This is a genomic window from Elusimicrobiota bacterium, assembly GCA_016180815.1.
Taxonomy (GTDB): Bacteria; Elusimicrobiota; Elusimicrobia; order JACQPE01; family JACQPE01; genus JACPAN01.
In genome coordinates, this window is sequence record JACPAN010000002.1 from 22,222 (window position 1) to 37,628 (window position 15,407).

At 57.3% G+C, this 15,407-nt stretch carries 15 protein-coding genes; 9 read left to right on the top strand and 6 right to left on the bottom strand.

Annotated features, from left to right (window positions below; translation table 11 throughout):
* Positions 1-22 precede the first annotated feature (22 nt).
* The 5 genes from HYT79_00130 to HYT79_00150 all read left to right on the top strand — a co-directional run bounded on the left by HYT79_00130 (position 23) and on the right by HYT79_00150 (position 6,113).
* Complete coding sequence (locus HYT79_00130) at positions 23-3,073, top strand: hypothetical protein (GenBank protein ID MBI2068983.1); 3,051 nt, start codon at positions 23-25, stop codon at positions 3,071-3,073.
* 2 nt (positions 3,074-3,075) lie between these two features.
* Positions 3,076-4,626, top strand: a complete 1,551-nt coding sequence (locus tag HYT79_00135; protein MBI2068984.1) for a tetratricopeptide repeat protein — start codon at positions 3,076-3,078, stop codon at positions 4,624-4,626.
* Positions 4,627-4,703: 77 nt separating this feature from the next.
* Positions 4,704-4,847: a hypothetical protein gene (locus HYT79_00140; protein ID MBI2068985.1), complete on the top strand. Its 144-nt coding sequence runs from the start codon at positions 4,704-4,706 to the stop codon at positions 4,845-4,847.
* A gap of 1 nt (position 4,848) precedes the next feature.
* Positions 4,849-5,508 carry a hypothetical protein gene (locus HYT79_00145; GenBank protein MBI2068986.1) on the top strand — a complete coding sequence of 220 codons (660 nt, stop codon included), beginning with the start codon at positions 4,849-4,851 and terminating at the stop codon, positions 5,506-5,508.
* 62 nt (positions 5,509-5,570) lie between these two features.
* Positions 5,571-6,113, top strand: coding sequence for a hypothetical protein (locus HYT79_00150; protein MBI2068987.1), 543 nt, complete (start codon positions 5,571-5,573; stop codon positions 6,111-6,113).
* 3 nt (positions 6,114-6,116) lie between these two features.
* Here the strand turns inward: HYT79_00150 and HYT79_00155 are convergent, their stop codons facing one another.
* Together HYT79_00155 and HYT79_00160 are read right to left on the bottom strand one after the other, a co-directional pair.
* Entirely contained in the window at positions 6,117-6,728 is a 612-nt protein-coding gene (locus HYT79_00155; protein MBI2068988.1) for a DUF799 family lipoprotein, read from the bottom strand.
* On the bottom strand, positions 6,707-7,576 hold the full coding sequence (locus tag HYT79_00160; protein MBI2068989.1) for a hypothetical protein: 870 nt from the start codon (positions 7,574-7,576) through the stop codon (positions 6,707-6,709). Before HYT79_00160 ends, HYT79_00155 begins: the two co-directional genes overlap by 22 nt.
* A 184-nt stretch (positions 7,577-7,760) precedes the next feature.
* On the opposite strand from HYT79_00160, the gene HYT79_00165 reads away from it, so the two are divergent.
* The 3 genes from HYT79_00165 to HYT79_00175 are packed head-to-tail and all read left to right on the top strand — an operon-like array spanning position 7,761 to position 11,056.
* Positions 7,761-8,339, top strand: coding sequence for a hypothetical protein (locus HYT79_00165; protein ID MBI2068990.1), 579 nt, complete (start codon positions 7,761-7,763; stop codon positions 8,337-8,339).
* 16 nt (positions 8,340-8,355) lie between these two features.
* Positions 8,356-10,176: a glycosyltransferase family 39 protein gene (locus tag HYT79_00170; GenBank protein MBI2068991.1), complete on the top strand. Its 1,821-nt coding sequence runs from the start codon at positions 8,356-8,358 to the stop codon at positions 10,174-10,176.
* Positions 10,169-11,056 carry a methyltransferase domain-containing protein gene (locus HYT79_00175; protein MBI2068992.1) on the top strand — a complete coding sequence of 296 codons (888 nt, stop codon included), beginning with the start codon at positions 10,169-10,171 and terminating at the stop codon, positions 11,054-11,056. The genes HYT79_00170 and HYT79_00175 overlap by 8 nt, the downstream gene beginning before the upstream one ends.
* Here HYT79_00175 and HYT79_00180 read toward each other — a convergent pair.
* The 4 genes from HYT79_00180 to HYT79_00195 all read right to left on the bottom strand — a co-directional run bounded on the left by HYT79_00180 (position 11,053) and on the right by HYT79_00195 (position 14,575).
* The gene (locus HYT79_00180) at positions 11,053-11,622 is read right to left on the bottom strand and encodes a hypothetical protein (protein ID MBI2068993.1); all 570 of its coding nucleotides are present in this window, start codon (positions 11,620-11,622) and stop codon (positions 11,053-11,055) included. The two genes, HYT79_00175 and HYT79_00180, sit on opposite strands and share 4 nt — an antisense overlap.
* Positions 11,623-11,722: 100 nt before the next feature.
* Positions 11,723-12,574, bottom strand: coding sequence for a hypothetical protein (locus HYT79_00185; GenBank protein ID MBI2068994.1), 852 nt, complete (start codon positions 12,572-12,574; stop codon positions 11,723-11,725).
* 217 nt (positions 12,575-12,791) lie between these two features.
* Entirely contained in the window at positions 12,792-13,496 is a 705-nt protein-coding gene (locus HYT79_00190) for a hypothetical protein (protein MBI2068995.1), read from the bottom strand.
* Between the two features lie 80 nt (positions 13,497-13,576).
* A complete protein-coding gene (locus HYT79_00195) occupies positions 13,577-14,575 on the bottom strand; it encodes a hypothetical protein (GenBank protein ID MBI2068996.1) in 999 nt (332 codons plus the stop codon).
* Between the two features lie 41 nt (positions 14,576-14,616).
* On the opposite strand from HYT79_00195, the gene HYT79_00200 reads away from it, so the two are divergent.
* Positions 14,617-15,405, top strand: a complete 789-nt coding sequence (locus HYT79_00200) for an enoyl-CoA hydratase/isomerase family protein (GenBank protein MBI2068997.1) — start codon at positions 14,617-14,619, stop codon at positions 15,403-15,405.
* The last annotated feature ends 2 nt before the right edge of the window (positions 15,406-15,407 follow it).

The following is a 15,407-nucleotide window of genomic DNA, read 5'->3' on the forward strand; positions in this document are numbered from 1 at the left end:
GAGCTACACTATCGAAAGGCCTATGCCGCCCTCTGAAAACGCCATCATTCATCCCTGGATTCGGCGTTTGCGCGCGAAACGCGCCGTTTACCTGACATGTTTATTTTTGGGCGAAGCGTTGGTTTTAGGCTCGTTGTTGTTGTCCGCGGCTTTGTTGATCGACGGTTTTTGGGGCGCGCCGGCTTTATGGCGTGATGCGTTGAGGTGGGTGTTAATTGCGGGCACGGCCGGCCGCGCGGCTTGGATTTTTTTTAAACGGCGCGATGATTTTTTTCTCCCCCGCGTGCTCGAAGCCGCGGAGGCCCGCCTTGAATTTCAAGGCGACCCCTTAAGAAACGCCTGGAGTTTCAGCCGGCCGTCCGCCTCGGCGCCGCAATCCGCGAGCGATTTCCAGCGGCTGCTGCGCCGGCGCGAGATCGAGCGCGCGGGCGATCTGTTGCGGCGGGGAGGAATCGCCGGCGCGTTCGGCTTTCGCGAATTTTTCCGGGAGTTCGGACGCCGCCGCGCGGCGGCAGTGTTAGCGCCGGTTGCCGCGGCCGTGGTCTTGGCGTTGTTGACCGGCGGCGGTCCGGGCCGTTATTTTTTGAGGATTTTCAATCCTTACCGCGAAATCACCTTGATCTCCAAAAAGATTTCCTTCGATCCTGCGCCCGGAACGTATCAACGCCCGTGGGGATCGGCGGTTTCTGTGCGGCTTGGATTCGACGGGGAATTTCCGCGCCGGTGGGGGGCGCCCGTCATCATGGTCAACGGGGAAACGCAGCGCATGGTGCCCATCGAGTCCTCGGTCCGCTCCACGGCGTACCTTTACACCATCGTGGGTTTGCAGGAAACAGTGCGCTTGTCCGTTCATTGGGGGGAGTATCGCGCCGGGGGCTGGGTCTTCGAGCCCGTGTCCCCGCCGCAGGTCCGCAGCTTGAGCGTGGGCGTGAGCCCGCCCGCTTACACCGGGTTGAAACCCGCGCGTCATGACAATCCTTCTTTTCTTCAAGCCTTGGCGGGCAGCCGTTTGTCCTGGTCGCTGGAAGCCGACCAGGAGCTCGAAGAAGCGCAACTGATGTTGGAGACGGAAGGCTCCGCGCCCCGCGCGCTCGGGCGCTTCCCCGCCGACAAGTCCCGTTTGTCGTTCGATCATCAGCCGGCGGGCGGTGGACGCTTGATGCTGTCCTTGCGCGACCGGCGCGGCTTGGTTAATCCCGAAGCCTGGGTTTTGTCGTTGGAGCTGGCCGAGGACGCTCCGCCCGAAGTTTCCATCATCGAGCCCGTTTTTCCGGAAGTGTACATGGATGAGGCCGAGGAACTGGCCGTGTCCTGGCAGGCTAAAGACGACGTGCGCCTGAGCGAAGTCGCCGGCGTTGTGCGCGGCGTGAGCCCGCCCTCCGGCGACGCCCGTCGCGTGATTTGGAAGGAGAACGCTAAGCAGTCGGCCCAGGCGCAGGGTCTTTTCGTGTTCCGGCCCAAGGCCTGGAAGCTCAAGCCCGGCGACCAAGCCATCCTTTATTTCGAGGCCAAGGATAATAATCCCGGTTCCGATCCGGCCCGAAGCCGGGAAGCGCTGCTCATCACCATCCAGGATTTCGCGCGCCAGCATAAAGCCAATCTTGAAGAAAAAAGCGCGGCGATGAAGGAAAAATTCATGGATCATTTGGAGAAGGGCTTGGATGTCGCGGCCAAATTGGCCGAAGCCTCGAGCGCCACCTTCACCGCGGACCTGGAGCGCCTGATGAATTACAGCCAGGCCTCCGGCGAATTAAGCAGGACGATGGAAAATTATGCGGATGAGTTGGGCAAAGATCCCCTGGCTTCGCCCAAATGGGCCTGGGGCCTGCGCCAAGTCGCCCGGCAGCTTAAAATCGCCCGCTCGGCCCATCTTGAGAACGCGGCCGGGGAATTGATCAACCGCAATGAAGCGGCGGCGAACGAACGTTTCAGCCGTTACATGGAAGAATTGGAAAAAGCCTCCTCCGCCTTCGATGAGCTCAAAAAAGAGGAGAAGATGAGCGACGCCTTGGCTTCGGCCCAGCGATTGGAACACATGGCCGATCGCTTGAGCCGGAGCCTGGAAAATCCCCAGGATTTAAAAGAGCTGGAGGAAGCCTTGAAAGATTTGGACCGGGAGTTTCAGGAATTGGCCCAGGCGCTCTCGAAGCTTCCCGCTGAGGAATTTCCGCAGGAATTTATTAATCAAATTCAGAAAGAGGATATGCCGCTGGCTCAGGTGGCGGACGCGCGTTCGCGCCTCGAGGAGGCGCTGCGCCGGGGCGACATTAAGGCCGCGCTCGACGCCGCGCGGCAAATGGCCGCCAATTTAAAGAAGCTGCGCGAGGAGGTCTCTGAGGCGGCCCAGGCCCATCGCTCCAAGCCCCAGCAGATGTTGTCGGGATCCGGCGAGGGCCAGGAGAAGCAGCCCGCGATTCTTGACGATTTGAAAAAAATCCGCGAGCGCCAGGAGGAGCTGTTGTGGAAAACATCGGGGGTGGAGCGTTCGGTCAAGGGGCGCCGGGAAAAGGCTCCCAGCGAAGCGCAGGCTCTCAACGATGAAGAATCGAAAATTTTGCGCGGGCTTTCCGGCGACCAAAAAAATACGGCCGCGGCGACCAACAACCTGCTTCAAAAGCTTTCTGAAATCGACCGGGAGTATCCGTCCTTGGTTCTGGGTTCCCAGGTGACGCAGCTCGAATCCGCTTGGCAGGATCAATTAAACGCGCAACAGTCGTTGGACCGGCCGCATCTTCCCGGCGCGCTGGAGTCCGAGAGCGCGGCGCTTAAAAAATTGACCCAGGTGGAGAACGAATTGGCCGAACTCGCCCGGCAAATGGAGTCTCAGTCCGGGGGCTCCGCCCAAGGCGAGGGAGGGCGCCGTTCCGTCATGGTCGTGCCTTCGGGATCGGGTTTCGGCCAGGAGCAGGGCGGCTTGGATGGTTTTCGCTTCGGCCGCGTGGCCATCCCCAAACCGGACGATTATCGCGTGCCTTCTCAGGGCCGCAAAGAAATCATGCGTTCGCTTCAGGAGAAGCGCCCTAAAGACCTTGATGATGAGATCGGGGAATATTTAAGGAACCTGCTCAAATAGCGATGAGAATCGGGTTTATTTTTTTAGCGATCGCGGCCCTGGCCTTGGAATCGGACCGTTTTCTTTTTCATCCCCTTGAGGATGAACTGGAACGGGGCCGTTTCAGCGAGGCCCAAAAGACGGGCGAACGCGACAAGGACCCGGTCGTGGCGCCGCTGGCGGCCATGTTTCAGGGCGATTACGCCCGGGCCAAACAATTGATCCGCAAATCAAAGCCCCCTCTCGACCCGTTGAAAAGTTTGGGATGGGAGCGTTTAACCCATTATGTCGATCTTATGTTTTATCTTGAGAAACGCTTCGCCGAAGAGGAGGTTCACGGCGCGATGCGCTGGCGGGCTCCGGCGCGCGATCAGGTGTTAAAAGGCGGCGCCCGCCGGGCGTTCGAGGGCTGCCGCAAGGAAGTGGCGGCGTGGCTCGGCGTGGAACCGGCCCAATCCACGTTGATCGAGATTTACCGCACGAAAAATGATTTCGCCTCGGCGTCGACGTTGGGCGACGAGTTGTTGAAGAAAAGCGGCGTCATCGGCATCGCGAAATTTTACCGCGTCATGATGATCACGCCCGAGGCCCTGCCTTTCGGCTACTCCTGGCAAGATACGCTTTGCCATGAGTATATCCACCATGCCCTGAAAGTCAGGACCGGATTGGCGCTGCCGTTGTGGTTCCAGGAGGGGATGGCCCGCGCCCATGAAGCTCTTTGGCGGGGCCAAGGGCTTGAGCTTTCTCCGGGCGACCGGGAGGCCTTGCTCTTCGCCGCGAAGGAGGGGCGTTTGGTTGAATTCGTTCGCATGGAGCCGTCCTTGGTTTATTTGAAAGACGAAGAGGAAATTTCCCTGGCCTTCACCCAAGTGGCGTTGGCTGTGGACCAATTGAAGCCGAAACTCAAAGCCCTCGTGGATTCCGTGGCCGGGGGCAAGACCTTCGCTCAGTCATTCAAGGCGGTTTACGGGCGGCCGCTGGAGGATTTTGAGAAGGAGCTTCATGCCTCCTGGCGCGAACAGGCCCAAGAGAAGAATCTTACCAAGAGAAGCGGCGCGCTAAGAACGGTGTTGATGATGGGCGAGGCCGAATCCGCGGAAAAGCTTTTTCTGGGCCCGCAGATCAAGCATTTGTTGACCTTGGGCGACCGTTTGCGCGTGCGCGGCAACGGCGCCGCTGCCCTGCGCCTCTATCAGCAGGCGCGCGAGCAGGAGCCCGCCAATCCGTATGTGCTCTCAAGAATAGCCAGAGCCGAATCCGCTCTGGGCAAGCGCGAGGAAGCGCTGATCACGGCCAAGGAATTGGCGCGCAGCAATCCCAGCTGGCCCCCTGTTTACGAAATTTTGGGGGAGATTTATGAAAGCCGGGGGCTCTATAAAGACGCCGTCGGCAGTTACCGGCGTTATTTTGATTTTAATCCCTACCATAAAGAGCTGTATAAAAAAGTCGCGTTCCTGCATATTGACCTGGGCGAGCCGCGCCTGGCCCTTCCTTTATTTGAGGCTGCGTTGATCCTCGATCCCAAAGATGCGGAAGCCGTCGAGGCCCAAAAAGCCATCAAGGAAAAGAAGTAAGGGGTCTTTTGGGCCATTGATACCTAGGACTTTGGACCCTAGGCCGTGTTCAGGGGGCTCTGATATTATGGAATCCTGTGACCGGACATCAGCAGTCGGTTTGGCCCCGCTTCCTCCATCAATCCATTGCCCTGGGCATGATCGCCTGGCTCAAAACCAAAGGCGTCCGCCGGTCCCAAAAGCCGAAAAAAGCCGTCCCGCGTCTTGCTTCAGGAGGTTGACATGACATCCCGAAAACCGTTTTCTTTATTCGCCGTGATTTTATCGTTGATCGTCGCTTTTCTGGCGGCGATTGTTTTTAACGTCAACGCGGATGATGAAACCCTGCGCCTGCAAACCACGCTGAGCGGACGTTTGGACGGGTTCTCATCGCAGGGCTTGGCGGCCCCCGAACGGGATGCCCTGCGCCTGATCGCGGGCTTGCGCAATAGCGAGGATTACCCCGGCTCACCGCAAGTTAAAAGAACCGGTCTGTTTGCTTTCGGCGCAGGCGGCGCGGCCGGCGCCATCGTGGGCGCCAGGATCGAGCCTCGCTTTCTCTCCAATTACGCGCAATTGCTGGAAGAAGCGAAGGATTCGCGTTATCCCTATGAAACCGATGCCCGCGTGACCGGCAAAATTATCGGTTTCATGGGCGGCGGAACCGGCGCTATGGCGGCTGTGGCCGGCGATCATTTAGCCGGCGGAGGAATGCGCGGTTTGGGCGCGGGTATGGCTGCCGGCACCGGGGTGCTGGCCGGTATCGGCGCTTTCGAATCCATTATCGTCGCCGATTCTTTTAAAGGGTTCGCCCTGCGTACGGCACGCTATGGCGCTTTTGGGGTCATGGCCTCGGCCGCAGGTTTGGGCGCCTCGCGCCTGGTGCGTTACTTTCGAGAATAGGGCAACGGCTCCCTTTTAGCCCTAAAAATTTTCATAATAAAAAGGCCGCTTTTGGTTGGCCCATGAATATCAGATTTTGTCTGACTGTCATCATTCTTGCCCTCGGCCCCGGCTGCTCCTCCATCCGCCGCAAAATTTACGAGCCCCCGCCTCAGCTTTCCGAACACGAACTCGAACAGCTCGGCAATTACCTGATTCAAAGAGAAGCCAAAACTATCGAGAGCGCGCCGGAGCCCAAAGAGGTTCCGGTTCAGGAAAAGACGGATGCCCAGGTGGAACCGGCCGCGAATCTTGAGCCTGAGAAAGAAACCCCAAAGCCTATTTTAGGGCCTGACCGCGGCGTTTCCGGTTTGCGCCCGTTCTCCGGCTTTCAGCAGCCGACGAACGAGGATTTGGTCGAGGAAAAGAAAATCATCCAAGCCACCGAAGGTTTGAAAGAGGCGACTCCCGATATTCTGTTGGTTCCTGTGGCCGTACCGGCGGCCGGCGGGGGAACCGCCGGCATCGCTTCGCCGCCCGCCCGCGCCTTTGAGGAAGAACCTAAGAAAAAGAAGAAAAGGCGTTCCGGCTCCTATCGCTGCCGCAAATACGATCTTTGCGATTAACCCTCATCTGCCCCTCGGCAAAAATTCGATCGCGTTCCAAACCATATCCCAGATTTCCGTCCTGAGCGGGCTCTGCATCGCCTTTTCCGTCAGTTGAGCGCTCAGATGCTTTATTCCCGCTTGCAGCGCGGCTGACGAGGAAACAGCTCCCTCCGAATTAGCCCCCAGCCCCTCGTTTTCCCAAAGAGTTTCGCCCGTCGTGCAATTGACCATTTTGAATCGGGCGCGCACTTTGCGCACGTTGAGAAATCCCGTGGTCTGATACTGAAATTCAAGAAGGTCGCAGTAAATCACGGCGTCGACGCCGAGGCGGCGGCCGAGTTCCTGCGGCGTGGTCCCGGCCAATTGACCGCCGTCCGTGATGCCCATGGCGCGCAGTGATTCATCCATCTGGTCGAGATTTTTCGTTTGATAGCCCTTTCGTTCAGTCAGCCGCTGGTCGAACCAATACCGGACCGCGACGGGCCCATCCAAGTCCGTTGTGTGATTGTTCATGGGCAGGACCGCCAATAAACGCGGCGGCTGATAGCCGGGCTTGATGAAATGGCTGCCCGTGGCGCAGGCCGCTAAAAGACCCGCTCCGAGAAACGGTTTTACGATCCTCGGAAATGCCAAGAGAGTTGGAAAATCGTGGTTTTGACGCCTTGCTGGTCTTTTTCAGCCGACATTTGTTGAATCAGTGTGCCGATGGACAGATTCCAGGGGATGATAATGATGTCCGCGCCGAATGAATTGACCGTGAAGGGCTCAATGTCCACGACCGAACTCGTCACCAGGGAACGCACGCCGGAATAGCCGTGTTTGAACGAAAACGAGGCTGAGCCCGATTGGGTCATGGTCATGAAAAAGGGAACCACTTTGACTTGCCCCATGCGCACCGAGCCTTGCGCGCCGCCCTGCACCCCGCCCAGGAATGTGGTCATTTCCGCGGTGAAATTGGTTTTCGCGGCGTTCGTCACGCCCGATTGGGCGTGGTAAGGCGTAACCATGGAGAGCAAGGCCAGGGCCATGTTGGGCCCCGCAAAAAACAGCAGGCTTCCTCCCGGCCTATTGAGCGCCTGGATTTCCAAGTTGAAGCTTAGGGGAAAACTGACGCCGCTTAAGGAGGCTTTGCCGTCAATCACCGGCGTCCACAGGGCGTTGCTGTAAACGAAGGGCAAGGCGAATCCCGGCAACTCGCCGCCCAAGCCGAACAGGCCCAATTGCGCGTCGAAGGCCGCGGTTTCGTTCATGGACCGGCGGAAATTTCCGTTGATACCGCCGCCTTTGATGGAGATGTCCGTGGCTTTGATGCCGAAATACACGCCGGTCAGCTTGATATCCGTCCGCCTGGGCTCGAAATAGGGGTAAGCGATGGGCGCCGGAGCGATTTGAAAATTCGATTGCTGCGCGCGGCCCAATACCGCGGAAACCATGATCATGGAAAGCATCAGAGAAATACGGAGGATGGATCGTTTGTTCATGTTCGGTTCTCCTTTTTTATGCCGTTGCCTGATTTTGAGATGCAACAAATATACCATCTCTCTTGCCGTTCATAAAATTTTTTATAGGACTTTAGTCCTATTTTTAACTGGGCCCAATAGGGACCCATCGCTTCCCCTTAGACCCTTGGGCAGGGCTTTAAATTCGAGCAAAATTGAATTTGAGATGATGATCAGGGCCGTTTTATTCATGGCGGCGTGCGCCGCCTTTTCTGCGGACGCCGCTCCCAGGCCGGGCGAGGATTTGTTCAGGACCTTGGCGCGCCTGGAAGATACCGTTGCTTCCTACGGCCATAGCGACGCCCAGGAATTCAAAATTTTGGAGGAAAAGGTCGAGACCATGTCCGGGCACCACGTCGAAACGTCCGCCGACCGCACCGCGCGGCGTTGCCTGCACGCTTTAAATCCGGCCGGAGAGGCCAAGTTGCTTCACAAGGACATCGAGGCGCTCATCGAACAAGCCTGGCAGTTGCGCCAATCCGTGCGCCGCCGCCTGCGCTTGAAAACCAACGCCCTGGCGAGCTTGATCGTCGGCTCGGCGCGCGCTAATGACGAGCGGCGGCAACTGGAAGGGGCGTGGGAACGGGCCGTGATCGTGCTGCGCAAGCTCAGCATGCGCCAGCGCGCGCTGGAAAATATTTTATTGTCCAACGGCTGGGCCGTGACCAACGGCCAGGAAGTCTCCTATGATTTGGAGTCTGAAACCGATTTTACCCGGGTGGATCATTACGAGCGCCGGTCCTAAATGAAATAATGGGCCCGTGAGGCCCAAGTTTTTTGCACCTGCCGCTGTTCTGGCCGCGGCCGGGCTGATCGTTTCCTACCCCGTCTCCTGGGCTAATCTCTTCAAGCCCAATCCCATCAAAACCGTTCAGCTTGTTTCCGGAGAAAATGCCTTGCCGGAGAATGCCTTGACCCGGGGCGTTTATCAATCCAAGGACGGATTCGCCTTGTCATCGAGCGAAGGGGGGCGGCTCATCCTGAATTACCCGGCCTTGGGTCCGTCGCCGGCAACCTATGATTTTTCTTTTTGGAGCAAAGACCCTGTCCGCGGCCAAGTCCTGCTGATTCAAGACAATCGCACGATTTACGCCAAAACCATCACTCATCGCTACAATCACGGCCGCCTGCCCCCGGCCATCGATACGGACAAGCCTTTGAGTGTGGCCTTTTTAACCGAGCCCTCTCCTGAGAAATACTATTGGTTTTTGGAAATTTTCACTCTGTCGCAAGCCCAGCGCGACTTGCCCCTTCCCAATGTTCCGTTGGGGTGCTTGGCATTTTGCTTCGGGGTTTTGCTTTACCGTTACGCGTCGTGGCGGCGCATTCCGGGTCCGGTCCGCCTCGTGGCTTTTTTTGCGCCCGTGGCCGCCGGGCTGTTCATCGACGTCCTGCAGCCGTTTCCATTCGACGCGGTGACGTTGGGGTTGATGTTTTTGTCCGTGCTCGCGGCTTACGCCTATGAGCGCCGTGGCCGCCGGCAGCAACTCCCTTGGCTTTGGTTCCTGGCCGCGGCGACGTTGGCCGGATTTGTTTTGCGATGGCAGGAACTCTTGGCCGTCCAATACCTGCCTCTTCAAGGCGATGCGCCGGGGTTTTTCCAATTGGCCCGTGATCTTCAGTGGTCGCGCCCATTGGACACCGGCATCCGCGAGCCGTTTTTTGTCTGGGCCGCGCGTTTGGGCCTGGCGTTGGCGCCGGATACTGATTTTCATTTCCGCCTGATCACCTTGGACTTGGGCCTGGCCCTGATCCCCATGGTTTTTTTCGTTTTTCGCCGCGCGTTGGGCGAGCCCACGGCATTGCTGGCCGCTTCGCTCATGGCCATCAATCCGTTTTCCGCGCAGATGGCTTGCAAGGGTTTGCGTCTGGAAATCTACACCCTGGAGATTTTGGCGTTGACTTGGGTTCTGCTGGGATCGCCGACCCTGCGCCGCGCGATGTTGGCCGGCGTTATCGCAGCGGCCATCTGCCTGACGCGCGTCAATTCGTTGATTGCCGTGATCCCGTTGATTCTTTTTTGGGCCCTACGGCCTAGGCGATGGCGCGAAGGTCTGTTGACGCTGGGCGTGCTGGCGTCGGCGATGGCGCCTTATTTTTGGCATACGCATCGGCAATGGGGTTCGCCGTTGGGCCAATTAAACGCGCATACCGCCTTCTATCGGAACATTGAAAAAACCGGGCGGCCCTCGTATGAAGGGGGAACCGTCTCCGCGTTCCATTATTTGTTCGGAGAGCGCGGGTGTTGGCCGTTGATCAAGCAGACGGCGTCAGGCTACGGGCGCATTTTTTTCAACCCCAAGAACAGGTTCAACAAAATTTTTCTGGGCGTGCGAAAAAGCGCGGCGAATTGGATCCTCTTCCCGTTTTTTCTCATCGGGCTGGTCCTGTCTCTGCGGCGTTGGCCCCAGCGATGGTATTTGTTGATTTGCATGGTTTTTTTAAACGGTTTGCCGTTTTTGGAGAGTTATTTCTACGAAATGCGTCTGCTTTTTCACGTGGCGCCGTTTTTTGCGGCGTTCACGGCCCTGGGCCTGATTTGGGCCTTCGAACGATTAAAAGAGAGGAGGCGTTATGCCTAAACAAACATTCCTGCGCGATTTGGGCGACACCTTAAGCCTGGTTAAACTTTTGCTGCGTCCCGGCAAGAACCGGCCGGATTTGGTTTATGACTTGCTGTCGGATCGCAGCCATTTAGGGGACCGGACTCTTTATTTGAATCTCGGCTATTGGGACGGCGCCCGGGATTACGATCATGCTTGCGAGCTGTTGGCCCGCGAATTAGCCCAAGCCGCGCACATGGGCCCCGATGACGAGGTTCTCGACGTGGGTTTCGGCTTCGCGGATCAAGATATGTATTGGGCCCAGGCGTTCAAGCCTAAACGCATCGCCGGTTTAAACATCACCGCTTCGCAAGTGCGCGCGGCCCGCGAACGCGTGCGCGAACGGGGGCTTGAAAACCGCATCGCGCTTCACGTGGGCTCGGCGATGCAAATGCCCTTTGCCTCAGGCTCCTTCGACAAGGTGACGGCCCTGGAAACGGCGTTTCATTACAACACCAGAGAGGATTTTTTCCGCGAGGCTTTCCGCGTGCTTAAGCCCGGCGGATTGCTCGCGACCGCGGACATTATCCCCAGAGAGGGCATCCCCGTCTTAGGGTTCGCTTGGCGGCTGGGGGAATATTTTGGGCGCTCCTTCTGGCAAATCCCCAAAGACAATATGTACACGGCCGATGTGTACGCCGATAAGCTGCGCGGCGCGGGTTTTTCGCAGGTCAATATCCGCTCGATCAGAGAGCAGGTGTTCGAGCCTTTCGTGAGCTATTCCCGGCGGCGTTTGGACGATCCCGTGCTCATTAAACGCATCAGTCCGGCCATGCGCGCTTGTTGGAAAGCCAGCGTGTGGGACAACAAGCCTTGGAGCCGCTACGACTATATTATCGCGACGGCGAGGAAGAATTAATCCTTTTTAATGCCGTCGATGAGGAAGCCGACGGCCAAACCGATCACGGCGCCGGCCAATCCGCCGCCTAAGGCCCCGGCAAAAAATCCGCCGACCGCGGCCAAAATGCCGATCGGGCCGGTGCCCAGCAGCGCCAAGGGGACCGCGATCCCGGCGATCATGCCGCCGACGATGCCGACACCCGCTCCGATTTTCCAGCCTCTCGAAACAGGCCCGTTTTCCGAATCGCTGTTGGACTGATTATTGTTGATGGTTTGCTGAAGCCCCTGTTGAGGAGCCTGCTGGGGGGCGGCCTGAGGCTGGCTGATTGGATAAGGGATGATAATCGGGTAGGGGATGGGAACGTATTGAGGCGGCGGATTTGACGGCGCAGTTTGCTGCGCGGGCGCCGGATTCACGATCACGGTTTGGTTTTGCGTCGGCGCCGAGTCAAAAGTGTTTTGCAGCTGCCGATGTTGTTGAGGGGGACGAGGCTGGGCCCAAGCATGGGGGGCGGCGAAACACGTAACTGCCGCCAGCGTGTAAATGGCGGTCTTGCCGTCGGCGAGCCGCAACAGTCGCCTCATTGAACAAGTATACCTTTTCATTTGCATGAGTATGATTATAGGCGGCCCCCTTGGAACAGCCCTAGGCCTTAGGGCCTATTTTTGATTTGGGAGTTTAAGCCTATGTTTTTTCAATGCCTGCCGGTTTCTTTCGTTGTCCCTCCAGCCCCAGCCAGAATGTGTGGATGGAATCCAATGCCTTGCGCCCTCCTTCCAGGAAGCGCCCGGCGTCAAAGCCCGGCTCTCCGAATGTTTCTTCCAACTCATGCCAGACATTGGCCCCGTGCCCGGATTCGATTTCAAAGTGGTATTGGAAGAAGGCCAAGGGCAATGGAGGCAGGCCGTTGTTGATGCGCCGCCGCTCATTGAAGAGCTCTAGGCCGGTGATGAGTTCTTTCCAGAAATTATCCGGTTCCGCCTCGCTCCCGATGCCGAACGCGGCCCAGTTTTCAATGGCAAAGCTCGCGCCCGCGCCCGTCATCCCGTCGTGACTTCCGTATGTTTCATCGAGCCCGTTTAAGAACCGGTGGGTAGACGGCCGCCCGGTTTCCCATCGGCCCAGCCGTCTGCGCTCGATGCCCAGCATGTCCCCGATTTGCCTGAGCCAATTTAAATGCGCGTTTTTGGTGGCGAAGGTTTTGCCCTCGGTGCTGCCGGTGGTCACGTCCAGGCCCACGCCCAATTCATTCGTCAAAATGAAGCGCGCCCCCCGCTCGCCTTCCTCGGTCGCGGCATTAACCATGCGCTTGGCCTGAATCACGATGAAGTGATTGGAAAACACCGAGAATTGCTCGATCAGGTCAATGACCTGGGCTTCATCGGCTAAACCCTGCCTGAACCATCGGGTGTAGGCATTGTTCGTGATGACGGGATGGTTGAAGAATTCCCGTTCGATCGTTCGTTCAAAACGCTCCAGGGCGTTTTGCGTTGAGTTTGCGGTTCGCGCATTCGCCGCTATGACGCTTGTCGACATAGAGTCCTCCTTGTTTTTGAACAATAAAAAACCCACTTGGGAATCTTTGGGATTCTCAAGTGGGTTCTAAGTCTGTTTTTTCTTAAAGATCGGTCAGCTTAGGCGAAGGCCACCCGAGAACGCCCGCCGGCACGGTAATAATACCGCCCGTCAAGCATCTCGCAGTAATAATGCCTTCGCATCTGCATCGCACTCAATATATCACAATTTCCATTGCTCAAAAACTTCTAAACAAAGGGCCGTCCGGCGCTTTTTTCTTCGTTGGCGCTGCTTCCGGGGGACTAACCGGATCGGCTGTTTTTTGGGCGCCGCCGGCGCCGGCATCTTTTTTGACCGGGGCCGAATCCCTCAGATAGTTTTCACCGTCGCTCCAGGCGCCGTCATTCTTTTTAAATTTTTTGATTTGGTATTCCCTGACGGCTTGTTGCCTTTCTTCGGGCGGGAGCTTTTTGATTTGTTCGTAAGCGGCTTTGTCTTGTGGCGTCATATGTTTTTTGTTGGGGGCGCTGTATTGCTCCGTTTGATGTTCGGCTTTAAATTCGCGCATGGCCTGTTCTCTTTGCTCGGGAGGCAATCGCTGGATTCGTTCAAATTCGGCCTTGTCTTTAGGCTGCATGTGTTTTTTCTCATGGGCGCTGTTTTGCCCCATGCCGTGCTTCATTTTAAATTCCCGGATCGCCTGCTTTTGTTGTTCCGGGGGGAGTTGTTTGATGCGTTCCATTTCGGCCTTTTTAGCCGGGTCCATTTGATGCCATTGGCCTTGTTGCCCCTGTTTCCCGTATTGCCCGGGGTGGCTTTGATGCCCTTGGTGTGACGCCTGATCGTGTTTCTTGTGGTCCTGTTGTTGATCTTCGTATTCTTCATAGGCCGAGCAAATAGAAATCCCGATAACCGAAATCAGAATAAAAGTGATTGTTTTCATGTGTACCCCCGTTCTTAGTTAAGCCTAGCAGGCGCGCGCCGCGCCCGCCATGTGAGCGGGGCCACAAGAATGGTGGAGGCTTACAGCGGTGGGCGGATGTAACCGGGGCGCACAATCAGGCGGCCAAACGCAGCCAATGTGTTAGGCCGTCCGGCCCTGATCCAGGCGTGCTCGATCAAGCGGGCCAAGGCCACGGAGCCCAGAGCCATGCGCTCTTCTATGATGGGCGCGAAATGCGGCGCGACGATACTGGGCGAAACCCGGCGCAAATAACCCCTCGCATTGGGCGCTTTTCCGGGGATAATGGCGTAGCGGCTGTCGAGCTCGTAAATTTTATCGATGGATTTGTAGCTGTCCATTAAAACCCTCAGCGCGGTGCGCGCCGGATCCACCGGGTCCGTGATGTGAGACCACTCGCCCATTCTGGCTTTGGCCACGGCCAGCGAGCGCGAGCGCAGTTGATGATTGCGCGAGAGTTCATTGACTAGTTTGGTTTCAAAATAGGAATGGATGCCCGCATGTCCGGAGCTGCGTCCGTTGTGATCATAAGTTGCATGGAACGGCTGCGCCGCATCCCCGACATAATGGCCCATCAGTCCCGCGTTCAAACCAATGGTCGTGGACCGCCCGCGCCCCGGGGCCGCGGACGCCTCGAAGTCCGACGTTAATTGATTGTGAAGCTGGCGCACGCGCCACGGCGCGATGCCGTTTTCCCGAAACGTCATTTCCGGCCTGTCCGGCGGCGGGCGAAAGAGCCCTCTGGCCTGGTTCGGGTTGACGGGGAAGTGATCGCTGCCCGGCGACACCGAGTAGTTTTCCGAGTTGAGGTAATGCGTCGGGCCTTCCAATTCGTCGACCCCGATGCGCCGCCAGACAACGTCCGGTACCGTGCTGTAGTAGGCGAAATCTTCACTATGGCCGATGAAAAGGCGCCGCAATTCTTTGGGCAGCAGTTTGACGGCGTTGGTGGCGATGATGCGATGGCCCTCGGTGCCCCAGGGCCAGGCGGGCGCAACCGTTAATTGCAGAGTCAGGCCGAAGGCGACCAGGCGTTTGATGCTCGATGGTGATGGGATCAAGGCTTTATTATAGCTGGTCCTTTTCTGCTTTAATGGCCTTAATGCCCGTGGAAACAGCTTCATTCGTCGGCAAGGAAAAAATCGGAACCGTCTGCGTTTTGCGCATGAACCGGCCCCCATCGAACAACCTCAACGTTGATTTTCTGCGCCAGTTAAGAGGTCTTTTTCGCGAGGCCGCCCAGGATCGCGACACGCGCTGCTTGTTGCTCGCCAGCGCCTTGCCCAAATATTTTTCCGCGGGCATGGATATCGACGCCATCATCAACCTTCCTTTGGAGCGCCGCTTCGAACCCTTCGGCGAGCTTTTGGATTTATATCGGGAGATTACTTTGTTTCCTAAACCCAGCATCGCGGCCATCAACGGGTACGCTTTTTTGGGCGGCTGGATCATGGCCATGGGTTTTGATTTCCGCTATTTGGCCCAGGAAAACGGCAAAATCGCTTTAAGCGAGATCAAAATGGGCATTTCGCCGACGACCATGCTGATCCGGGCCATGACCGCCATGGCCGCCAAACAGAGCTTGGTCAAGGAAATGGTGTTCACCGGCAAAACCCTGCTGGCCCAAGAAGCTCTGGATGGGGGATTCGTGGACAAACTGATTCCTAAAGATTCTCTTCACGAAGAAAGTTTAAGGGAGGCCCAGCGTCTGGCCGAGCTTCCCATGCACGCCTACGCCATGGTCAAGAAAAGCTACAAAGAAGCGCTGCTGGGCAACCTTGAGGCCGACATCAAAAAATCCAAGGAAGAATTTCTAAGCCTTATTTCCGGCCCTGAAGCTCAGGAAGGCTTCAAGGCCATGCAAGAAAAACGCCGCCCGAAATTTATTTAGGC